The organism is Runella sp. MFBS21 (assembly GCF_029433105.1).
Lineage (GTDB): Bacteria > Bacteroidota > Bacteroidia > Cytophagales > Spirosomataceae > Runella.
This window is the reverse complement of record NZ_JARNTW010000011.1, coordinates 40,208-61,576: the sequence shown is the minus strand read 5'-3', so window position 1 is coordinate 61,576 and position 21,369 is coordinate 40,208. Positions and strand designations below refer to the sequence as shown.

Annotated in this window: 14 protein-coding genes; 6 read left to right on the top strand and 8 right to left on the bottom strand. The window is 41.9% G+C overall.

Going from position 1 to position 21,369, the window contains the following annotated elements; all coding sequences use genetic code 11:
• Positions 1–73 precede the first annotated feature (73 nt).
• Positions 74–1,921, bottom strand: a complete 1,848-nt coding sequence (locus tag P1X15_RS19910) for a glycogen synthase (RefSeq protein ID WP_277339896.1) — start codon at positions 1,919–1,921, stop codon at positions 74–76.
• Positions 1,922–2,582: 661 nt separating this feature from the next.
• The gene (locus P1X15_RS19905) at positions 2,583–3,323 is read right to left on the bottom strand and encodes a LytTR family transcriptional regulator DNA-binding domain-containing protein (RefSeq protein ID WP_277339895.1); all 741 of its coding nucleotides are present in this window, start codon (positions 3,321–3,323) and stop codon (positions 2,583–2,585) included.
• A gap of 505 nt (positions 3,324–3,828) precedes the next feature.
• Here P1X15_RS19905 and P1X15_RS19900 point away from each other — a divergent pair.
• A complete protein-coding gene (locus P1X15_RS19900) occupies positions 3,829–5,067 on the top strand; it encodes an SGNH/GDSL hydrolase family protein (RefSeq protein ID WP_277339894.1) in 1,239 nt (412 codons plus the stop codon).
• A gap of 6 nt (positions 5,068–5,073) precedes the next feature.
• Here the strand turns inward: P1X15_RS19900 and rbsK are convergent, their stop codons facing one another.
• From rbsK to P1X15_RS19880, 4 genes are all read right to left on the bottom strand, one after another.
• Positions 5,074–5,994: a ribokinase gene (rbsK, locus tag P1X15_RS19895; RefSeq protein ID WP_277339893.1), complete on the bottom strand. Its 921-nt coding sequence runs from the start codon at positions 5,992–5,994 to the stop codon at positions 5,074–5,076.
• 105 nt (positions 5,995–6,099) lie between these two features.
• A complete protein-coding gene (locus P1X15_RS19890) occupies positions 6,100–6,960 on the bottom strand; it encodes a sugar phosphate isomerase/epimerase (RefSeq protein WP_277339892.1) in 861 nt (286 codons plus the stop codon).
• A gap of 94 nt (positions 6,961–7,054) precedes the next feature.
• Positions 7,055–8,890: a RagB/SusD family nutrient uptake outer membrane protein gene (locus P1X15_RS19885; protein WP_277339891.1), complete on the bottom strand. Its 1,836-nt coding sequence runs from the start codon at positions 8,888–8,890 to the stop codon at positions 7,055–7,057.
• Between the two features lie 35 nt (positions 8,891–8,925).
• Positions 8,926–12,066, bottom strand: coding sequence for a SusC/RagA family TonB-linked outer membrane protein (locus P1X15_RS19880; RefSeq protein WP_277339890.1), 3,141 nt, complete (start codon positions 12,064–12,066; stop codon positions 8,926–8,928).
• Positions 12,067–12,892: 826 nt separating this feature from the next.
• On the opposite strand from P1X15_RS19880, the gene P1X15_RS19875 reads away from it, so the two are divergent.
• The 5 genes from P1X15_RS19875 to P1X15_RS19855 all read left to right on the top strand — a co-directional run bounded on the left by P1X15_RS19875 (position 12,893) and on the right by P1X15_RS19855 (position 18,671).
• Entirely contained in the window at positions 12,893–15,457 is a 2,565-nt protein-coding gene (locus tag P1X15_RS19875; RefSeq protein ID WP_277339889.1) for a TonB-dependent receptor, read from the top strand.
• Positions 15,458–15,531: 74 nt separating this feature from the next.
• The gene (locus tag P1X15_RS19870; protein WP_277339888.1) at positions 15,532–15,792 is read left to right on the top strand and encodes an ACT domain-containing protein; all 261 of its coding nucleotides are present in this window, start codon (positions 15,532–15,534) and stop codon (positions 15,790–15,792) included.
• A gap of 26 nt (positions 15,793–15,818) precedes the next feature.
• On the top strand, positions 15,819–16,694 hold the full coding sequence (locus tag P1X15_RS19865; RefSeq protein WP_277339887.1) for a sulfite exporter TauE/SafE family protein: 876 nt from the start codon (positions 15,819–15,821) through the stop codon (positions 16,692–16,694).
• Positions 16,695–16,781: 87 nt separating this feature from the next.
• Positions 16,782–17,987, top strand: a complete 1,206-nt coding sequence (locus P1X15_RS19860) for a sterol desaturase family protein (protein ID WP_277339886.1) — start codon at positions 16,782–16,784, stop codon at positions 17,985–17,987.
• Positions 17,988–18,062: 75 nt separating this feature from the next.
• Entirely contained in the window at positions 18,063–18,671 is a 609-nt protein-coding gene (locus tag P1X15_RS19855; RefSeq protein ID WP_277339885.1) for a redoxin domain-containing protein, read from the top strand.
• A 7-nt stretch (positions 18,672–18,678) separates the two neighbouring features.
• Here the strand turns inward: P1X15_RS19855 and P1X15_RS19850 are convergent, their stop codons facing one another.
• Together P1X15_RS19850 and soxC are read right to left on the bottom strand one after the other, a co-directional pair.
• Positions 18,679–20,112 (bottom strand): NAD(P)/FAD-dependent oxidoreductase, encoded by a 1,434-nt coding sequence (locus tag P1X15_RS19850; RefSeq protein WP_277339884.1) that lies wholly within the window; start codon positions 20,110–20,112, stop codon positions 18,679–18,681.
• Between the two features lie 9 nt (positions 20,113–20,121).
• The gene (gene soxC / locus P1X15_RS19845) at positions 20,122–21,369 is read right to left on the bottom strand and encodes a sulfite dehydrogenase (protein ID WP_277339883.1); all 1,248 of its coding nucleotides are present in this window, start codon (positions 21,367–21,369) and stop codon (positions 20,122–20,124) included.

Genomic DNA, 21,369 nt, shown 5'->3' with positions numbered 1-21,369 from the left:
ATATAAATGAAAGATATGTTAAACTATATTCAATACTTCTGAAAAATGGTACTCCTTTGGCACTCATTGTTGGTTAATATACCTCTCCTGTTTCCATGTGGGTAGTGGGTGGTCGAGGCATGCTTTTTTTGCGTTTAAGTGCGATTTCGTGGGCGGTATCATAGTGGTTACGCATTTGATACCAACTGAACTTATCAAGGGCGCTTTCCATACGATTACGTTCTATTTCTTTGGTGCGGCGTTTCATTTTGATGAAACGATACATTATATCAGTAAGCTGCTCTACCGATTCTTGGTAAGTTTGAGACTCACGATTCACCACAAAAATCCCTCGGTCATCATGATCTCTCATGGTCTGAGTCACAAAATTCCCAAAACCTGATAGGTTGCTTGTCACCGTCGGAACACCCCTTACAACGCACTCTTGCGGAGTGTAGCCCCAAGGCTCATAAAAACTCGGAAAGATTCCTAAATGACAACCACACACAAACTGTCCGTAATCCAGCCCAAAGAAAGGATTGGATACCGAGATGAATTCTGGATGGTACACCACCTTCACCTTGTCTTGTTTGCTGTTGGAGAGGTTGTGTTTACGACATTGCGCTACGATTTCGTCTTCTTCTACCAAATCGTGAGTAAGCAAAGATGGCAATTGCTCGGTTTTCCAACTGAGCATCGTTCGAACTCGCTTGTGTTGGAGGTATTCGTTTACAAAACCATTCAGATCTGGAAGTTGAACTGATTGACTAGAAACAATGCTTTTAAATAACTGACTACCTACTTCTTTTTGAATATTTTTACAAACTGCTTCGAGTTCGTTGAGTACTACATGCGAATTTATCGCCGTTGCATTGACCGACCGTGTGTTGCGATTTGAAATCACAAACATCACAATAGTGGTATCAATTCGGGCTTTTTTCATTTTTTTGTTGAGTAATGAAAGCGCATCCAACGTCATATCAAAGCCTTTGTTTTTGTACTCAAATCGCCCCGACGTAAAAAAATAAATGGTTTTGTTGAGGTCGAAAGAATAACTCGGAAAGAAATGCCCCATCACAAACTTATGAATGTGTTTGCGGTATTCGAGGTGTAAATTTTCGAGCTTATGTAGCGCAAAGCGTTCGAGTTTGATACCATTGGGAGTCACTAAATCGGGGACTCTGCCCAAAAAATAAATGCATTCTTTGGCAATGATTTCGCTAATCGTGGTAAATGTACCAGCACTCTGTGCCGCCATTCTCTCAATCACCGCTTGGGGTTCGATTCCGTAACGTTGGGCTTCTTGTCTCCAATCAATTATCTCCAATTTACTGCGGAAATCAGCATCGTTTTGGGCAATATAGCGCCCCAAAAGCGTGGCATGAGTCGTAAACACCGTGGCGATATTGACTCTACTGGTAAACAACTTAGGCAAACCGCTACTTGCCATCCATTCATGAAAATGAGCGACAACTTCGCCAGCTTTGTCAATCTCACTTACATATTCGGTCAAAAAAATGCGCACCATTTCACCGAAAGCAAGCACCTGATTGGTCAGTTCTTCAGAGCCAAAGTGTTTTATTTTGTATTCTCGCTGAAACTCTGCTTTGATGGAGTCTAGCCGGTTCCAAATACTACTAATATCAAATAGTAATACTTGAGGTTTGCCAGTGACTAAGAGCCAATAACCAAAGTGCACATTTAGACCCATTTCTTGAAGTTTTTTGACGGTTTTGCCAATGGGCGAATCATCTAAATGATAAATAGGCTCAAATTCAATGGCCGTTTTTTTGTTCAAAAAAGGCCCCATCAAAAAATAACCATCCCCCCATTTTTCCATCATTGACGGGATTTTCGAGCGAATAACCGTATGAATGCCTCCCACTTGGTTACAGACCTCCCAGGAAACTTCAAACAATTGTTTCTTCTTCGAATTTGTCATTAAAGATGTCAAATGCGTAATAAGGTTAGAGGATTTTCAGTAAATGAGAATCACCGTTATCAACGGAAAAATAAGGATATACGTACTAAAAATACTATCCTGACTTCTCGCTGCTAAAATGTAAAACTGGAAAAAAAGATACCTTGACTCTAATGGCCAATTACACTAATTAATAAGGACACTGGGGTTTAGATGGAACTAGGGTTAAGGTTAAATTCATGAACGTTGAATAAATTAATTAATATTGAGTTTTCTGCACTAAACGTTGATAGCTCAAAGTTGACTTATACCTCTTTCAATAACAAATGTTTTCAGTGAATGGGTTGTTTTTTCCATTGAAACACTCCCTTAGTTCAGGGAATGGCTTTTTGACTACTTGTACTAACCGTAATACACTTCGGATATAGGAAACAAACTATACGATATAAAATGAGCCTAATAATGGAATAATATCTATTTTTAATGTGATTTTTATTGGTAAACTTTGAACTTAAAAATATACCAAAAATAATATTTTTATACTTTTTTCAGTGAATGTAGCTTTTTTGCCAGTGAAAATAGGATTAGGTACAGCTACTCGACGAATTTCTAATGGTTTTATGGTATAAAATTTTAAAAATGGGTTAGAAGGGAGATTATTTGGCATATTGTTTGACAAATACTAAATTCTTTTCAATCTGCTCATGAGTTCTTCTCTGGATGACTTACTGATTGGGATTTGCTTGACCCCAATATGAATCGATAGCTCTCTGATTTGCTCTACGTGTTTTAGGTTTACGATAAAGGAGCGATGAACTCTGATGAACTCTGGGCGATTTTCGAGGACCTCACTCAATTTGCCTAAATTTTGAGTAAGCAAAATACTATTTTCTTTTGTGATCACTCTACAATAATAATCTTCTGCTTCTACCCATAGGATTTCATCAAAAAAGATACGTTCCATTCGGTCTTTGGTACGTATAAAAAGTCGGTCACTTAGTAGGAAGTTTTGCTCGGTGCGTTGATTTTGTTTGTTGAATTTGCACCATCTTTCTTGGTTGGCAATGGCAAGCTCAATCGTATATTTAAGGTCACGGGTACGAAAAGGCTTGGACATAAATGCCGCTGGAGCGGTATGCTTCGCTTTAAGGAAAGTATCCGTATCAGCGCTGCTAGTAAGATAAATGACGGGTATTTTATATTTTTCAAGGATTCGCCGTGCCGTTTCTACGCCGTCCCACTCACCCGTTAATTGTATATCCATCACGATCAAATCGGGCATTGATTCGCCAAGGGAAGTGATTGCGCTTTCGCCCTCCGAAAAAGGGCCAGTTACTTGATACCCCATTTCTTGAAGCTGCTCTTTGAGATCTGCTCCAAAAATAGGCTCTCCTTCTACAAGAAGTATGTTTACGTTTTTCATAATGCGAGGTTATTACGTGCCGAACTTCGCCTTTTTACTCATTGATTTGGCTGATAATCAGGTAAATCAATGAAAAAAGCTAATTCAAAAAACTTTTATCAAGTATTAAGTGCAGTAAAACCTTTCACAAAAATAGAAGAAAATTCAATATATACTAATCCAAACTTTAAGTTTTTGTAGGAAGATAAAACTAAGTTTTGGATATGATATTCGTTTGAATAAAATATAACGTATTGACATGATTCCATGAGTAAAAATACTCAGGTAGAATAAGTAAGTTAACTATACTGTATATACGCACAAAAAATAACATCCCCGCTGTTTTTACAGCGGAATGTTGAGGCATAAGGTCTGAAAGTATCAATCACAGAGTAGGGATAAAAAAATTATAATAGTTTTACTTAGGTGAGATTCAAAAGTACTACTTATTCTTAAAAAAAATTAGAAGTAGTTATTCCCCAAAGCAGGGTTTTGAGAATATAATCAAAATGGTAATACTTAAAAGATGAAATTCGCACTAGTTAGTTGTTTAGTATTGGGGTTGGTATTTACCACAAAAAGCCAAACCACACCTTTGCCTGTAGGTAGTGAAGCGATTGTGAGAGGAGGATTGCTTCATTTCTTTTCAAAAATTAAAGAAAACAAAAAAGTGAAGGTTGCCTATTTGGGAGGAAGTATCACTCGGGCTGATAAAGGCTGGCGTGACCAAACTTTTGAATGGATTCAAAAACAATACCCTTCGGCTCATTTTGAACAAATCATGGCAGCTATTGGAGGTACAGGTTCTGATTTTGGTGCTCACCGCTTGCATAGGCACGTGCTTCAATACCAGCCAGATTTGGTATTTGTGGAGTTTGCAGTCAATGACAATTCTAAACCTACTAACGAAATCAAAGAGGCGATGGAGGGGATTGTAAGACAAATATGGAAACAAAACTCCAAGATTGATATTTGTTTTGTTTATACTTTCTCAAAACCGCAGTTGGAATTTTACCAAGCTGGCAACTTTCCTGCTTCGGCTTCGGCGATGGAGCAAGTCGCAGATTATTACCAAATCCCCTCTATTTGTATGGCTTTGCCAGCCGTAAAACTCATTACAGAAGGCAAGATGCTTCTTCAAGGAAAACCCAAAGAGCAACCCGACAAGATGATATTTTCGGAAGATGGTGTGCATCCTTTTTCCGAAACAGGCCAAAAAGTGTATGCCGAAACCGTAGGACGATACCTGAAACAATGGGAGACAACTACCACATCCCAAAAACATAAGTTGAAAAAGGCAATGATGCCCCACAACCTTGAAAACGCCAAGTTGCTTTCGCTCGACAAAATCAATAAAAGTAAAGGTTGGAAGCGGGTAGATACGTCGGCAATTGGAAGAGGATTTGCTAGTATGTTTGCGCCCATTTATGCCTCAGCAGATAGCAGTGATTTCTTACAATTTTCTTTCAAAGGTACAAGCGTGGGGCTGGTAGATATCATCGGGCCTAGTAGCGGGCAAGTGGTGGTATGGATAGACCAAGACCCGCCAAGATACATCAATCGTTTTGATGAATATTGTACCTACAATCGACTTAGCTATACGCTTATCAATGGGCTTAAAGCAGGCACTCATAAAGTAACCATGAAGGTGTCGCCTAACCAACTTGATAAAGCGACGATTTTGCAAAAGAGAAACAATAAAATAAGCGACCCTGCGCTGTACGAAAAGCAGTTTTTGTACATAGGAGCCATTTTAGAAAAGTAACGAAAATTAAAGTAGTTCTTCTAGCTCTTGACGATAAGGCATGGAGGCTTGGGCGCCCATGCGTGTTACGGAAATAGAGGCGGCTTTGGTAGCAAAGATAGCAGCCTCTTCCAGCGATTTACCTTCGGCGATGGCTACCACCAATGCCCCGTTGAAACAATCGCCCGCAGCAGTAGTGTCAACGGCTTTGACGATAGGAGCTGGAAGTTGTTTTACATATGATTGGGTTTGTAAATAGGCTCCTTTTGCCCCCAAAGTAACGATTACGTTTGCAATTCCTTTCACTACCAATTGTTGACAAGCAGCTTTAGCCGAAACTTCATCATTTACCTCAATACCCGTAAGAAGTTGGGCTTCAGTTTCATTGGGCGTGATTAGGTACAAACATTCCAAGATTTTGTGGGATAATGTGGCGGTCATGGGCGCAGGATTTAGAATGATGCGTACACCCTTTTCGTGGGCTTTTTGGATAGCATAGACGACGGTAGAAAGCGGAATTTCGAGTTGGAGTAATAAAATATCATTGGATGTCATTTCTTCAAAAACAGGACTAATGTCGGTTTCACTTAAAAAACCGTTGGCCCCGGCTGCCACCGAAATACAATTTTCACCGTTGGCATCTACATTTATCAGCGCCACTCCCGATGGATGATGTGGGTCGGTTGTGACATACTGAATGTTGATTTTTTCTTTCACAAATTGTGACAAAGCTTGTTTGCCAAAAATATCATCACCGACTTTAGCCACAAAAACCACATTTCCGCCTAGTCGGGCTGCTGCTACTGCTTGATTGGCTCCTTTGCCGCCTGCATTCATCAAAAAATCTCTTCCCAAAACAGTTTCACCGGGCATAGGAAGTTTTGGCGTTTTTATCACCATGTCGGTATTAGAGCTACCGATTATATAAATGGTATTCTTTAAGAACATAATGAGGCTTTCGGGTAAATATATAAAACCCCCTCTTTCTATCAATTAGAAAAAGGGGGGAATAAAGTTATGATTTTGCTCCTTTAAGCGATAACTCTAAGACTGTTAGGATTTACGCTTGCCAGACTGAGATGCTTCGCATACGCCTTTGAAATACCCAACCGACTCTGCAATACCTGCTAAAGGGTCTTTCATGTCTTTTTCGTATTCTAAGCTACAGCAGCCGTCGTATTTGATTTTACGAAGCATCGCCACAAACGCTGGAATATCAATGATACCACGGCCTAGCTCGCAAGTTTTACCTTCTTTGGAAGCGGCGGTTACGTTTTTGAGGTGAATATCGAAGATACGTTTGGCATATTTTTGTAAGTCGGCAATTGGATCATCTCCAAAACGCTTGTCATGGCCCATATCAAAGCAAAGTCCGATACGAGGATCAAGATTTTTGACAGCATCTATTACCGACGAGGCGTTGGGCCATAGCTTAATATCGGGGCCGTGAATATGTATCGCATATCTCATATCGTATTCTTTCACTTTTTTGTCGATATAAGGAAGCAGGTCTTCGTTGGGTACACCTACGATAAGTTTTACACCTACTCGCTTGGCATAATCGAAACCATTGTCGATTTCTTGAGTGGTTTTCATATAAATAGGCCCTACTGCGTAGCCAGTTACGTTGGCATTTTTGAGGGTCTCATGAAAAGTTGAGATTTGTTCGGCGGTACTATTATAAGGTAAGTGAAAGTCTTTGATGCACAAATAATGAACATCGACTTTTTTCATCATTTCGAGAGCTTGGTCGAGTTTGAAATGGACAAAACTATAACCTGCTATGCCGAGTTTAAATAAATCGTTGCTGGGTGGAGAAATAAGTGGTGATTGAGGAGCAGCTGCCGCTATCACAGGGCTTGAAAGAGCCAAGCTACCTACTGCATTTTTTAAAAAAGATCTTCTGGTATTCATGAAATCAAAAATTTTAAGGTGGTACCCGTTGAAAATAAAATCTCCAAAGTGGGGCTTATAATCCCTCACTTTGGAGAAAAGAATTATTTGACCACTATTTACTAGGAATAGACGTCAATGGAGGAATATTTCGCTCAAAACCCGCATACCCTTTGTTTTGATTGATGATTCCTTTGGAGTTGCCATCAATAGCACTCTGAGGAATCGGCCACAACACGTGGTAAGGACTCATTTTGTATTCGTCGCCATGGCGCGTTTTCACCCCTTTGTTGTAGAAATTACTTTTTTCGATGATACGATCGAAGAAAAAGTTATTGTCAGAGAAGTTGGCCAAGCTGTAAGTTTTACCATTGTAAGCAGGTTTGCCAGTTTGAGCCAAAATATACGCAATACGGGTAAGCTCGGTTTTACGAGGTTCTTCAAAATAAAGCTCGCGAGCACGTTCGTCCAAGATGGTTCCGATATTGATTTTGTCGGCAATAAGCGGAGAAGCACCAGCGCGGCTTCTTACTTGGTTGAGGTCGTTGGCGGCACTTGCCAAATCACCCTTCCAGAAATGAGCTTCAGCCCGAAGAAGATAGGTTTCTGCCAAACGGAATACATACCAATCTGTGTGGCCACCTGCTGCCTGCACACGCTCAGGATCAGGAATAAACAACTTGTAATGTGGCCAGTCAAACCAACAACGGATGGTATCGATAGTAAGCACTGCTCCAGCGTTTGTACGGAGTTGTAACTTTTTGCCATAAAACTCGTCACGTCCTTTGATGGCTGGGTTGTTATAAACCAAATCTTGCATACGCATCCAGTTGCCAGGAGCATGGCGCAAATCATTAGGGTCGTCCCACACCGAATGAGTAGAGTACCATGTTGGTCTAACACGCCCGATACCACGGCCAAATTCATTCACTTGATTAAACTCAAGATTGGGGGTATCGATGGTACCACGATTACCAGCAGGGGTGTTGATATTGTTGTGCCAAAACGGAACAGCATTTCGCATGATTTGGATACCACCGTCGTAGTTTCCCTCCATGAGCAAACGGTCAATTACCAACATCAAACCTTCTCTGTTAGCAGCGATAGCCTTATTTTCAGGACGGTGCAAATCCCAAATCACGTTTTTGGTAACATCGCCTTGCGTAGCCCCAAAACGATTACGCATCAGGCTGTGCTGCCCGCCATCGATTACATTGCTAGCCGACTTGATGGCATCGTCAAAAAGGCCGAGGGCTAGGTTGATTTTGGTCAGTAAGTGACTTACCGAACCACGGTTTACGGTACCTTTATCGGCTACCACAGGCACCCATTTTTCGGCAAATTCGAGGTCTTCTTTCATTTTTTTCAAAATGACCTCTCTTTTAGTAGAAGAATAATCCAGTTTTGGGGTATTGACTTCTTCCAAAATCAAAGGCACATCCCCAAACTGATGCGTAAGGCGATAATAGCGCATAGCGCGGTGGAAATAAGCAGCGCCAAGGATTTCGTTTTTCTCTTGTTCTGATTTGTAGGTCGGCTGGTCGATACGCGTAATAGCCGCATTGGCATATTTGATACCGCGATAGCCTTCCATCCAATACCACCCGATTTTGTTGTAATCAGTGTGATTGAGCTGGGCGTCGGGCGTAATTTGAAGATCCATGTTTTGGGCAGGTCCCGATTTATCGGTGGTACCTTCTACGGCAATGTCCGAAAAAATAGACTCGGTTACCATGGGCGGTGCATCGCCATACCATTCGATACGGAGGTTCCGCTCACATGCTACGAGGGTAGCTCTTAATCCACTTGGGTCGTTGAAGGTATTTTCGGGAGCAAAAAAGGAAAGGGGCTTGGGTTCGAGCCAAGATTTGTCGCAGCTCGTGAGAGTAGCTCCGAGCAGGAGAGTGCCAATACAAATGGCTGGTTTTGAAGTAATATATTTAAGTTTCATGATTACGTGATTAAGATTAATAGAGAAACGCCTGATTAAAGGGTGATATCAATCCCAAAGCTAACAATGCGCGGAGCAGGTACGTTGTTGCCGCTATCATCAGGCTCAGCATCCCAGAAGTTCCATTTAGGAGCATAGTAGCCTACGTTTCTAACCGAGCCAAAAAACTTGAGATTTTGGATATTGGCTTTTTGAATGAGGGATTTAGGGACGGTGTAAGCCACAGAGATGTTGTCGAGACGGATGAAAGAGCGGTCTTGATATACACTGAATCCACTAGCTCCACCTTCGCTTGAATACAGACGCGCCCACTCATTAGAAGGATTTTCGGCAGTCCAGTAGGGGAACACGTATGAGCTTGTACGGTCAAGGAAGCCATCACGGTTTTTCATTTGGTTGAAGGCCGTTTTGTGTCCCCAATAAGAATACATTACCATCGACACATCAAAGTTTTTGAAGAGTTTGAACTCATTACGGAATGTCCATCGGAAACGTGGGTTGGTCCAGCCTTGGAAATCCTTATCCGCGTTGGTGTATTTGCCATCGCCATCTACATCTTTGATTTTGAAATCGCCTGGTTTTACACCGTACTTAGCGGCTTCAGCTTGTTCGCTTGTTTGCCAGATACCATCTACTTGGTAGTTCCAGATTTCGTCGATGGAGTGCCCGATAAACCAGCGATTGGCTACATCATCGATTTCTTTTCCGTTTTTATCTAAATCACCATACAGGTGCACGATTTTGTTGCGGTTTAGTTGTAGGTTGAAAGTCGAGCGCCAAGTCAAGTTTTCTTTGTTCATGTTGATCGAGTTAAGGCTAATTTCAAACCCACGGTTTTGAACTTCACCTAGGTTGTCCATTACCCAGTCAAAACCTACGATATTGGGCAAAGAGCGCTGCACCAGCAAGTCTTTAGTAGAAGAGCGGTATACTTCGATAGAACCATCCAGACGGTTGTTAAGAATTCCAAAATCCAAACCTAAGTTGAAGGAATTGGTACGTTCCCATTTGAGGTTGGGATTTTGCATACGGCTTACGTAAAGCTGATTGACCAAGTAGGGAGTACCATCTGGTTTGATATAAATATACTTACCAGTAGTAAGGTCAGAAAGTGCAAGATAACGACCAATATCGCGGTTACCATTGCTACCCCATGAGAGGCGAAGTTTTCCGTAATTGAGCCAAGAACTTTTAAAGAATTTTTCATCCGTAAATACCCATCCCAAAGCTGCTGACGAGAAGAGTGCGCGGGGATTTTTCTGGCCAAAGGCTGAGTATCCATCCCGACGCGTCGAAAGCGTAATCATATAGCGGTCTTGGAGTGAGTAAAACATCCGCGCCATCAAACCATCGCCCGTACTGTATTCGTCATTGCTAGAAACCGTGGGGTTAATACCTGTATTAATACCATGATAGCCAAGTACATCCGAAGGAAGCATGCCACGGTTGGTCATGGTATTGTCCCAGCGTTGGAATTGTTCGGCGTTGGCAAGGAGTGTTACGTCAAAATTATGGATGCCAAAAGTTTTATTCCACTTTAAGATATTGTCCACTTGCCAGTAAAATGTTTTGCGTTGTTGACGGCTTACATTTCCTCCTACAGCAGCCCACTCAGCGTGCTTAGAAGATTCGTGGTTGTATCTTTCATAAAACTCAAGCTGTGGAGTGTAGTTGAGTCGGTAAGTAATACCAAAAGGAAGGGTAACTAAGCCAAAAATAGTGGTATTTAGAGTCGTAATTTTGGTACGACGGTCTATGAAGCTACGGTCATAGTAAGGGTGCTTCCCTCCACTTGCTTCGTTGTTTGGACGCCAGGTATAATTACCATTAGCATCAAATTCCGAACCCCAAGGCGACAAAGTGCGCGCCAAATTCCAGTCTACCGGTACTTGGCTTTCGTCGCGGTCAGCAAATTGGGTAGTCATCCCCACCGACAAAAACTTCGTCACTTTGCTTTCAAGATTAATACGTCCTCTGATAGTTTTGAAACGGTCCCCATAAATGATACCATTGTTGTCGAGGTAGCCCATTGACATATAGTAAGAAGTACCTTCTTTACGTCCCGAAACGCTGACGGTATGGTCTTGGCGAGCTCCATTTTGGAAAATCATATCGTACCAATTGACACTTTTTCCTGCTTTGTAGTTTTCGATTTCGATGGGCTGCATTCCCAATCGCTGCAACCACACCGTGGTGGGGTCGCCCGACGAACCGTCATAAGCCATCCATTGCTCAAGACTCACCCCTGAAGGAAGCTGATTGGGGTTGTTGAATTGGCCTGGTTTATAAGTAGAGTTGATGTTTTTCATTACGTCACTTCTCCAGTTGACAAATCCGTCTGGGCTCAATACCTCTTGATTACGAGCTACACTTGCTACGGCAAAGTTGGTATTGATATTGACCCGAGGTTTTCCTTCTTGGCCTTTTTTGGTAGTAATCAAAATCACCCCACTCGCTGCTTTAGCCCCAAAAACTGCCGCTGAGCTTGCGTCTTTGAGTACGTCGATGGTTTCGATATCGTTGGGGTTGATGTCCGACAACTCCCCATAATAAATAGCGCCATCCAATACAAGCAGTGGACTCGTAGCGGCATTCAAAGAGTTGCGGCCCCGTACGAGCAAGCTACCTCCCCCTTTAGCAGACGGTGACATGCCTACATTCAAACCCGCCACGTTTCCTCGTAAAATATCTTGTACAGAGTTGGGGTTTTCGTTTTCAAGTTTGGTAGTATTGATTTGCGATACAGCACCAGTTAAATCTCTTTTTTTCTGAGTACCGTATCCCACTACTACTACTTCGTTGAGGATTTTTTGATCCGTGCCAAGGCTAATATTGATGGTAGTTTTGTTGCCAACTACCATTTCTTGAGACAAATAGCCCACCGAGGAAAATACCAAAATAGCGGTGTTGTCTGATACATTGATTTTAAATCTTCCTTCTCCGTCTGTTGTTGTACCATTGGTTGTGTTTTTGACTAATACAGTTACGCCGGGGATAGGGGTATTGTCATCTTTGGACAATACCTGCCCACTCACTGTTTTGTCAGTGGGTTGATGAATGGTAGGAAAAGGCGGGGAGACAGGAGTTGCCCATGCGGGGGCACTCATCTGAAGGCTCATAGCAAATGCACCACAAACTAGCGCATGCCTTAGCGTAAGTGTAGATGTTTTCTTCATAATAATTGAAGTTTCATAAGTAAATAGATAGATAAATTAATAAAATGGGCAAAATCGATCTCGCTAGTAAGAATCTAGTGAGTTAGAATATAGCTTAAGAAATTAATACAATGTTGATAATCAGGTATTTTAGGGTCTGATTGTTGGAATGAAGTATTAGATATTTGAAATGGGTGCATACATGATTCATAAATGGTGCGACTTCAGGCGAAACTTTTTTGATAAGAAACTTTAAACTTTTTATTACTTATTTTTTTCATAAAAAAATTCAAAAATTTTATGAATTAGTACTATTAATTGATGTTTTATTCAAGTGTCTAAATTTATTTTTTACAATTTTTAATTTTTTAATATATTGATAATCAGAGTTTTGTGTATTTTTTTTATTGATTTTTTTAAAAAGTAATAAAAAAAGAGCTTATAGGTTGCATGATACATGGTATGTTATTTAATTATCATGAGAGAGCAGCGTTTTTGTTTGTATTACTTCTTTTATGCATTGTCTTAAAATTTTCAAAAACCAGTATATGCAAAATCGATAGATATAGTATAAAATAAAGTTTGTATATAATATTATTAATAATATTGGAATTTTTTTGTAAGAAGAGTTGCATATAAAATTTTTTTTAGAATACATTTGCATATAAAATCAATAGACAATAAATACTAATCTCCTTGTATCCTATCTAAAATAGGGAGAAGTAGATTATCGTAGACTAAATGTGAATACCAAATTTTAAACTATAAAATCTGTATATTATATATACAATTTAACTTAAACATAAAACGCGATTTTATGACCATCCACCACTCAAACCAACCCACTATGAAGTATTTTTTAACTACTCTTTTTGTTATAGGACTCATCTTTTCCTCGTCATTAAAAGCACAAGACAGGCCCATTATCAATGCAACCGTTTCGGGAAAAGTGGTAAGTGCTCGTACTAGCGAAGTCTTGATAGGGGCTACTGTCTCTATCAAAGGAACAACCAATGGCGCCACTACCGACGCTAATGGTGAGTTTTCACTTATTACAGGCCAAAAGCTACCCTTTACCCTAATCGTATCCTATGTAGGATACCTAAAAAAAGAAATTTTAATCAATGAAAATAAGGTAGAAATCAAGCTTGAGGAGAATGTGAATCAGTTGGGAGATGTGGTGGTTTCGTCGAGACGCCGTCAAGAATCGGTGCAAGATATTCCGATTCCGATTTCGGTAATTCGGGGCGTAACTGCCGAAGATGCAGGGGCTTTTAACGTCAATCGCCTTAAAGAACTTGTTCCCACTGTGCAACTTTATGCTTCTAATGCCCGAAATACTACGCTCAATATCAGAGGACTAGGCTCTACTTATGGATTGACTAACGACGGTATTGACCCTGGAGTGGGCTTTTATGTGGACGGGGTGTATTATGCACGCCCAGCGGCTACAGCTTTAGATTTTATTGACATAGACCGAGTAGAAGTATTGCGCGGGCCACAGGGTACATTGTTTGGTAAAAATACTACCGCAGGTGCTTTCAACATTACATCGCGTGAGGCTAGCTTTACGCCCAATGCTAGTTTTGAGCTTAGTTATGGAAATTATGGGTTTATTCAAGCCAAAGGCTCACTTTCAGGGCCTCTGAGTAAAAAACTTGCCGCCAGGGTGTCTTTTACGGGTACCCAAAGAAATGGGTTGCTGTACAACACAAGAACCCAACTCCATATCAACGATATCAATAACATCGGGGTAAGAGGGCAGCTACTTTATACCCCTAGCGATAAAGTTAAAATTACCTTCATCGGCGATGTGTCAGATCAAAAACCCAGTGGGTATGGTTGGCCGGTAGCGGGTGTAGTCACTACTCAACGGGCGGCTTATCGCCAATTTAATGCCATTATCGCTGACCTTGGTTACAAGCTCCCTTCTACTAATCCTTTTGATAGAATTGTAGACCATGATACACCTTCAAAAGCAGATAACCAATTGGGGGGAGTTTCAGTAAATGCGGATATAAAAATAGGCAATGGTACTTTGACTTCTACTTCGGCGTGGCGCTATTGGAAGTGGGTACCCCTCAATGACCGTGATTATCTCGGACTTCCTTCGTTTACTATTTCGGCAGGAAACTCAGTGCATGACCAATGGTCGCAGGAGATTCGTTATTCGGGAAAAGTTAGTTCCAAGGTGAGTGGAGTAATAGGGCTATTTGGTCTTTGGCAAGATCTAAAATCCGACCCTGTCCAAACCGAAGAAGCTGGCTCAGCGCAATGGCGTTTTGCGCAAAGTTCAACAAGTGCTTTGTGGAAAACCCCCGGTTTGTTTGACAATTTTGGGATTCGTACTACCAACAGAATTCAAAGCACTGGTTTGGCGATTTTTGCGCAAGCAGACTGGGCTATTACCGAAAAGCTGCATGTGTTGCCAGGTATCAGATACAACTATGATAAGAAAACCGCCAATTATAAGCGCGAAACTTACGGCGGATTACAAACCACCGACCCCGCTTTGTTGGCTTTGAAAAATGGAGTTTATACCAATCAAGCCTTTGATACAGAGGTACAAGAGGGGAATTTTTCGGGACAGTTGACTTTGCAGTATAAAGTCTCCAAAGACTTTAATGCTTTTGGTACTTATTCGGTAAGCTATAAGCCTGTCGGAGTAAATATCGGAGGATTGCCCACCGCAAGCGGGCAGGTATTGATTGATTTGGCGCGTGTTAAACCAGAATTTGTGACGCACATTGAGTTTGGAATTAAGACCAAGCCTTCAGCCAACTCGGTCTTGAATGTAGTATTTCATGATACCGACATCAAAGATTATCAAACCCAAGTGCAGACACCTGAGCCTGGTGTAAACCGTGGGTATTTGGCCAACGCAGAGCGCGTAAGGGTGATTGGGCTTGAAATTGACGGAAACATCAGAGTAGGAAGTGGTTTGACCATCAATGGTGCCTTTGCTTATACCGACGGTAAATATGTTTCTTTTAAAAACGCTCCCGTTCCACTCGAAGAAGTAGGAGGTGCGCAAGCATTCAAAGATATTTCGGGCGGAGCGCTTCCGGGTATTTCGAAATGGGCTGGGTCGCTTGGTGCAGAAGGCTCCGTCAAAGGCGGACTCTTAGGTCTTAAAGGAAATTACTTTGCTGGCCTTGATTTGTATTATCGTTCGTCTTTTTCGTCGAGTCCGTCTCCTTCCAAATATTTGAATATCGACGGATATACGCTTGTCAACGGGCGGGTTGGGTTTAGAGCTTCCAATGGGATTTCGGTTTTTGTGTGGGGAAGAAATATCCTTAATACCGACTATTTCGAACAACTCTTAGCGGCACCGGGTAGCGCGGGGCATTATGCAGGTATCTTGGGCGATCCCCAAACCTACGGCATTACTTTAAGATATACTTTTTGATTTTAGAAATCTCTGGGCAGTGTGGTGCACATTGTCCAGAGGATATTCAGCCATCTAATTAAACTCAACACATTATGAACGCAAATCATGTGCCTGTATTGAAACCACATCTTACCCAAATCGAGATTTTGGGCTTTGATCGTATTGGGTTTGTCGCGGAAGTGACTCGCCACAGCTCTGATTATGGGCGTATTGTGAGTGTAAAGTTTGAAGCGGATGGCGTAAAATCTGAGGGAAAAGTAGGGATAGAATTGGAAAGTGCCGACAAGCTAGACAATCTTCTCCTCCGACTCAAAGCCATTACAGGTTTAGTAAGAGCCAAACATATCATTTGAGACTTTTTTATTTAATCAAACATACAATGATTCAATCAAGCAATCGGATATATCTTGGAGATCGGGTACTTTTTGGCGTCTTTGTGATTATTATTCTTATTACCATTGGTTTGGTAGTATGGAACTTTTTCGGACAAGATATTCAGCCGGTGGTTTCGTCATTTTTTACCACCGAAACGCTGCTTTTTATCGGAGTAGGTTTTTTAGCGCAGACGATAGACGGTGCTTTGGGCATGGCTTACGGGATTAGTTGCAGTTCACTTTTATTGAGTTTGGGGGTAAGCCCCGCCGCTGCAAGTGCGAGTGTACACATTGCAGAGGTTTTTACGAGTGGCGCTTCGGGGTTGTCGCATTGGCGTTTTGGGAATGTCAACAAAAAGCTTTTTAAATTATTGTTGATTCCGGGTATCGTGGGCGCATTGACAGGTGCTTATTTGTTGAGTTCATTTGATGGAAATATCATCAAACCCTACATATCAGCTTATTTGCTAGTGATGGGGATAGTTGTAATATCGAAAGCATTGCGCAAGAAAACTGTAAAAAAGAAAACCAAATATGTAGGGCCTTTGGCGTTGCTTGGAGGTTTTGTAGATGCTGTGGGCGGAGGAGGCTGGGGGCCTGTTGTGACTTCTACGCTCATAGGAAGTGGTCGGCAGCCACGCTATACGATTGGGTCGGTCAATACCGCCGAGTTTTTTATTGCAGCGGCGGGGGCGGGGATGTTTACTTTGATGATTGGTATTGACAACTGGAATGTGGTGGTAGGTATCCTAATAGGAGGAGTTTTAGCATCGCCTTTTGCGGCTTATGTATGTGGAAAAGTGAATCCCAAAACTTTAATGCTTATTGTGGGTATTGTTATTATCACTTTGAGCCTAAGAAATATTATTTCAGCATTTTGAATGTAAGTACAGCTTGAAACAAGAGTGCCGCCGTGTTTTTCTGAATTTTTAATTGGATTTGTTGTTTCATGAAACTATCCTGAAATCATGTCAATCAACATTTTTGCATTTGCTGTTCCTTTCTTCCTATTTTTTATTGGTTTAGAATATATTATTGGTAGAAAATATAGAAAAAACATTCATCACTTCAACGAATCTATCGCCAATCTTAATGTGGGAGTTGCCGAAAGGCTGATTGATTTGTTTACTGCGAGTAGTTTTTATTTTTTCTATGATTATCTGCATCGGCATTTTGCGCTCTTCCATTTTGCGCCAAGTTTGTTGTTGTGGCTTGCTCTTATCTTAGGAACCGATTTGTTGTGGTACTGGTATCATCGCTTAGGGCATGAAGTCAATCTGTTTTGGGCGGCACACATTGTGCACCATCAAAGCGAAGATTTTAATTATACGACAGGTACCCGCATTACGATTCTTCAGGCAGTGGTTCGTACAGCTTTTTGGTCGGTTTTGCCCATCATCGGTTTTCCTCCTGCAATGATTTCTACGGTGTTGGTTATTCACGGGTTGTACCCCTTTTTTACTCATACGCAGCTTATCGGAAACTTAGGAATTTTGGAATATTTGTTGGTAACGCCATCGCATCATCGGGTGCATCATGCTTCCAACGATATTTATTTGGATAAAAACTACGGAGATATGTTTATCATTTGGGATAAGCTATTCGGGACTTTTGCCAAAGAGACCGTACAGCCCCAATATGGTCTTACCAAATCGCTTGATAGCTATAGTTTCTTATGGCAGCATTTTCATTATTTCATAGAATTAGGAATGGCCATCAGACAGCAACGTGGTATTGGCAACAAGCTAAAAATAATATTGGGGAGTCCTGCTGATTTTGACCCTACAATAAGACCTAAAGCCGAAAAGGTTTTTTGGATTAAAAGCATAAAGCAATCTACTCCCACTAAGCTCAAAACGTATGTTTTGATTCAGATGGCGATTACGATGGGGGTATTATTTGGATTGTTGTTATTTGAAAAACACATTCCGTTTGGTTTTCAGGTAGCAGTAGCGATTATTATTTTGTTGACCCTTATCAATATCGGGGCGATTTTGGAACAACGAAGATGGGTTTTCTATCTTGAGTACCTAAGGCTGGTGGGGGTATCTCTTACGCTATGGTGCATGTCGCCTACTCCTATCAGTATTATTTTTATTGCCTATGTCATCGCTCTTTCTTTTATTTATTTCCAATCTCTCAAAAGCTATTATTTACAACTCATGTACAGATAAGAAAACAAAGGGAAATACGCAATGTGTTGATAATTAGAGTGATATATTTTTGATATTCATAAAAAACGAAACCATATGAAATCCATCATTAAAGTGGTAGGAGAAGATTATTTTATTTCTTCTTTACCCGAAACTTACAAAAAAATAGAGCCGGTCAAAAACCGTGGAAAACTCCCAAGTATCAGAATCAATGCCGAGCTGGGGGTGTGGCAGCATTTGCCGTTGTATTTGGAGGCGGGAAGCTATTTTTATTTGCATCAACTCGTCAAAGAAGGCCCATTGGTAATTAGCACCTATAGCCCTTCGTGGAACAACTACGGCGAAAAGCATCTTTTGCGGCTTAAAAAAGTATATCCAATCATCCAAAATCTGGGAGGTAATTTGCTGGTTTTGACGACCGAATATTTTAAAAATATAGTCTATACCGTTCAAAAATATGATTTGGATTTTAATTTACTCCAAGACATAAATTTGCAGATAAGTGCAGCATTGGGGGTGTACTCGGAGTTTGAGCCTGTCTGGGATCGCATTGCGGGGATTTCAGAAGAAGTACCTTTTCCTGCCACTTTTGTGGTCAATGCGGAGGGAAGAGTAGTGTATGACTATATAGACAAAGATTTTGAGTTTATTGTTTCGGACAAAGAAATAGAAAAAGCGGTCAAGATTGCTTCTGTTAGCAACTAACCAACTGCTAGATTTCGATTTTGAAAACATCTTTGAGGGCTTGTTTGGCGGCGTGGTAGCCACACATTCCATGTACTCCTCCGCCTGGTGGCGTAGAAGAAGAGCATAGGTACAGACCTTTGGTAGAAGTACGGTAAGGGGACCAGCGTAAGGCTGGTCGGGTAAACAACTGACGCCAATCAATCACACCGCCGTTGATATCGCCGCCGATATAATTGGGGTTGTATTCTTCGATTTGGGAAGTATTGAAGGTATGGCGTGCCAAAATCCTGTCTTTAAAACCAGGCGCAAACCGCTCGATTTGATTTTCGATAAAAGGCGTCATGTCTTTGGTAGAGCCATGAGGAACATGACAATACCCCCACAACACTTGTTTGCCTGCGGGAGCGCGGGTAGAGTCAAAAATACTTTGTTGACCCAAAAGGACAAAAGGACGAGAAGGGTGCTGGCCTTGCCAAGTGGCTTGTTCGGAATGGACGATTTCTTCAAAAGTATTGCCCAGATGGAGCGTTCCGGCAAGGCTACAATCCGAAGAAGTAAAAGGAACTGCCTCAGCCAACGCCCAATCTACCTTAAAAACGCCCATGCCGTAGCGGTATTTTTGGAGCTGCCACTGATAAATACTAGAAAAACGGTGTCCTGCAATTTGGAGCAATTGGCGAGGGGTGATGTCAAACAAAATGGCTTTTGATGAAGGTAGTTGCGACAACGCGCTTACGTAAAAGTTGGTTTGTATTTTTCCGCCAATGGATTGAAAATAAGAGCCTAAGGCATTAGCGAGTTGCTGAGAGCCGCCTTTCGGAATCGGCCACCCTTTTGAGTGGCTGGCTGTCATGAGTACCAGCCCGATAGCGGAAGTTGTAAATTGAGAAAGGGGTATGATTGAATGCGCTGCCATCCCCGCCCAAAGCCCTTTTGTAGCGTCGTTGTTGAATTTTTTTGACAGCCAAGTAGCTGGTTGTAAGGCATTGAGTCCAAATTTGGCTAATCCAATGGGGTTTTTTGGGAAACTTAGAGGACCTAAAATTTGAGGCAGGAGCGATTCCCATTGGGATTTTACGCCCCCAATTAGAGAAAGGTAATTGCCTTCGTCATTGCCTAAAAGGGAGGCTGTTTCTTGTAGCGAACGGGTCAGTACCGCCGATGTACCATTGTCGAAGGGATGCGCTGCCGAAATGGACGGATAAATGTATTTGAGTCCGTGTTGCTCCAATGGAAGCGAATTGAAAAAAGGAGAGGCTGCGGCCATCGGATGAATCGCCGAACAAATATCATGTTTGAAGCCTGGCAAGGTAAGTTCGGCCGTCCGTAAGCCTCCTCCAATGGTATTTTTGGCTTCTACGATAAGTACTCGTAAACCTGCTTGCTGCAATGTAATGGCCGCTGCTAAGCCGTTTGGCCCAGAACCAATCACCACGGCATCATAATCGAGTGAGGTCATAAGGAAAGTTTATCGAAATGATTCGGGTTTGAAAAGCACTGAGCCATCGGGTTTTATTTGCCAAGCCGTGATGGGATTAAAATGATAGCCATTGGATTCGCCTCTTGCTTCTACCAATTGCTTGAGCGTAGGCTGAGTGTAGCCAGTTTCGTCGGTGACACGGCTCATGATTTCGGTAGCATTGCCGTCCCATTTCCACAAATACCTGAAAGCCGTATGCGCTTTGTCTAAAATGGGTTCTTGTAGGTTGGCAATTTGCCAACTCTTGCCAGCATCTACGCTTACTTCTACTTTGTGGACTTTGCCGCGTCCACTCCAAGCGATACCCCTGATTTCAATCCATCCTTTTTCTACCTGCTGTGGGTAAGAAGGAAAGGTAATAATAGAGCGAGCATCTATATCAAAACTAAACTGCCTCACTTTGCCATTCACAAATTCGGTGTATTTGGAAGTTTCTTCGCGAGTCATAAAGGGTTGGTCGGAAAGTTCAATTCGGCGAAGCCATTTGACGTTGGTATTGCCTTCCCAACCGGGCACAAAAAGCCGAATAGGATAGCCTTGTTCGGGACGAATAGCTTCGCCATTTTGGGCATAGGCAATGATGACATCGTCCAAACCTTTTTTGACGGGAATACTGCGGGTCATCACGGCGGCATCGCCTCCTTCGGCCAAAAACCAAGTCGCATTGGGCTTGATGCCAACTTCTCTAAAAATGGTTGAAAGCTTCACGCCCGTCCATTCACTTTGACTTGTAAGGCCACAAATTTCTTGTGGACGTAACGTTTCTTTTCCCGAACGAAAATTGCCCGAACATTCCAAAAATGCAATGCGTGATACCGACGGGAATCGCTTTAAATCAGCCAATTTAAAAATCATGGGTTTGCTTACCATACCATGAATAAGCAATTCGTGTTTGGTAGGGTCTATGACGGGTACGCCTCCATGATGCCGCTCAAAGTGAAGATCAGAGGGTGTGATGATACCATAAAAATCTTGTAAAGGCGAACGGGAAGAGGTCTCTGAGGGGTCTTTAACTAGTTTTTCAAAAGAAGACCTAGTACCGATTTCACCAGGAAAAGTCCCTAGTTTCTTGGTTGGGTCGTCATCTGACAATTGAGCTTGAGTAAGGGCTGCTTGCACGTTTTTGCCTTCGGCGGTCTGAACAATAGCCACGGCGGCAGTAGCCGCCCCACCCAAAAGTTTCCTTCTTGATATTTTGGTATCCCGCTGTGTAAGTTGAATGATTTTGTTTTTCAT

Coding starts and splice junctions, on each gene's coding strand:
- P1X15_RS19885 (WP_277339891.1), bottom strand. CDS start 8,890: ATGAAACTTAAATATATTACTTCAAAACCAGCCATTTGTATTGGCACT.
- P1X15_RS19870 (WP_277339888.1), top strand. CDS start 15,532: ATGAACGCAAATCATGTGCCTGTATTGAAACCACATCTTACCCAAATC.
- P1X15_RS19860 (WP_277339886.1), top strand. CDS start 16,782: ATGTCAATCAACATTTTTGCATTTGCTGTTCCTTTCTTCCTATTTTTT.
- P1X15_RS19875 (WP_277339889.1), top strand. CDS start 12,893: ATGAAGTATTTTTTAACTACTCTTTTTGTTATAGGACTCATCTTTTCC.
- P1X15_RS19890 (WP_277339892.1), bottom strand. CDS start 6,960: ATGAATACCAGAAGATCTTTTTTAAAAAATGCAGTAGGTAGCTTGGCT.
- P1X15_RS19855 (WP_277339885.1), top strand. CDS start 18,063: ATGAAATCCATCATTAAAGTGGTAGGAGAAGATTATTTTATTTCTTCT.
- P1X15_RS19865 (WP_277339887.1), top strand. CDS start 15,819: ATGATTCAATCAAGCAATCGGATATATCTTGGAGATCGGGTACTTTTT.
- P1X15_RS19880 (WP_277339890.1), bottom strand. CDS start 12,066: ATGAAGAAAACATCTACACTTACGCTAAGGCATGCGCTAGTTTGTGGT.
- P1X15_RS19900 (WP_277339894.1), top strand. CDS start 3,829: ATGAAATTCGCACTAGTTAGTTGTTTAGTATTGGGGTTGGTATTTACC.
- P1X15_RS19850 (WP_277339884.1), bottom strand. CDS start 20,112: ATGACCTCACTCGATTATGATGCCGTGGTGATTGGTTCTGGGCCAAAC.
- rbsK (WP_277339893.1), bottom strand. CDS start 5,994: ATGTTCTTAAAGAATACCATTTATATAATCGGTAGCTCTAATACCGAC.
- P1X15_RS19910 (WP_277339896.1), bottom strand. CDS start 1,921: ATGACAAATTCGAAGAAGAAACAATTGTTTGAAGTTTCCTGGGAGGTC.
- soxC (WP_277339883.1), bottom strand. CDS start 21,369: ATGAAAAACAAAATCATTCAACTTACACAGCGGGATACCAAAATATCA.
- P1X15_RS19905 (WP_277339895.1), bottom strand. CDS start 3,323: ATGAAAAACGTAAACATACTTCTTGTAGAAGGAGAGCCTATTTTTGGA.